This is a genomic window from Pseudomonas sp. 43(2021), from assembly GCF_017490805.1.
Classification (GTDB): Bacteria; Pseudomonadota; Gammaproteobacteria; order Pseudomonadales; family Pseudomonadaceae; genus Aquipseudomonas.
In genome coordinates this window covers 1-693 of record NZ_JAFGYJ010000120.1, presented here as the reverse complement: position 1 = coordinate 693, position 693 = coordinate 1, and the positions used below count along the sequence as shown (strand labels likewise).

Sequence of the window (693 nt, the reverse complement as noted above, 5' to 3'; positions counted from 1 at the left end):
CCTCGACACTTTCGAGAAAGTCGACCTTGCCCTGGCCAACGTTGCCGCCGTGCGTGATGCGGTCGGGCCGAACGTCGGTATCGGCGTCGACTTCCACGGCCGCGTGCACAAGCCGATGGCCAAGGTGCTGATGAAGGAGCTCGACCCGTACAAACTGATGTTCATCGAAGAACCGGTGCTCAGCGAAAACTACGAAGCGCTGAAAGAACTGGCGCCGCTGACCAGCCCGCCGATTGCCCTCGGCGAACGGTTGTTCTCGCGTTGGGACTTTAAACGGGTGTTGAGCGAAGGCTACGTCGACATTATCCAGCCGGATGCCTCCCACGCCGGCGGCATCACCGAAACCCGCAAGATCGCCAACATGGCCGAAGCCTACGACGTCGCGCTGGCGCTGCATTGCCCGCTGGGACCAATCGCCCTGGCGGCGTGTTTGCAACTCGACGCGGCTTGTTACAACGCGTTTATCCAGGAGCAGAGCCTCGGCATCCATTACAACGAGAGCAACGACTTGCTCGACTATGTGAAGGATCCGCGCGTGTTCGACTACGACCAGGGCTTCGTGAAGATTCCGAACGGCCCAGGGCTGGGCATCGAGATCAACGAGGAATACGTGATCGAACGCGCCGCCGTCGGCCACCGCTGGCGCAACCCGATCTGGCGTCATGCCGATGGCAGCTTTGCCGAGTGGTGAGT

The 693-nt window shown here is 61.2% G+C and carries 1 protein-coding gene; it reads left to right on the top strand.

Annotated features, from left to right (window positions below):
* The coding region (gene dgoD / locus J5M71_RS26275; protein ID WP_207838379.1) for a galactonate dehydratase at positions 1–691 on the top strand (691 nt) is incomplete at its 5' end.
* Between the last annotated feature and the right edge of the window lie 2 nt (positions 692–693).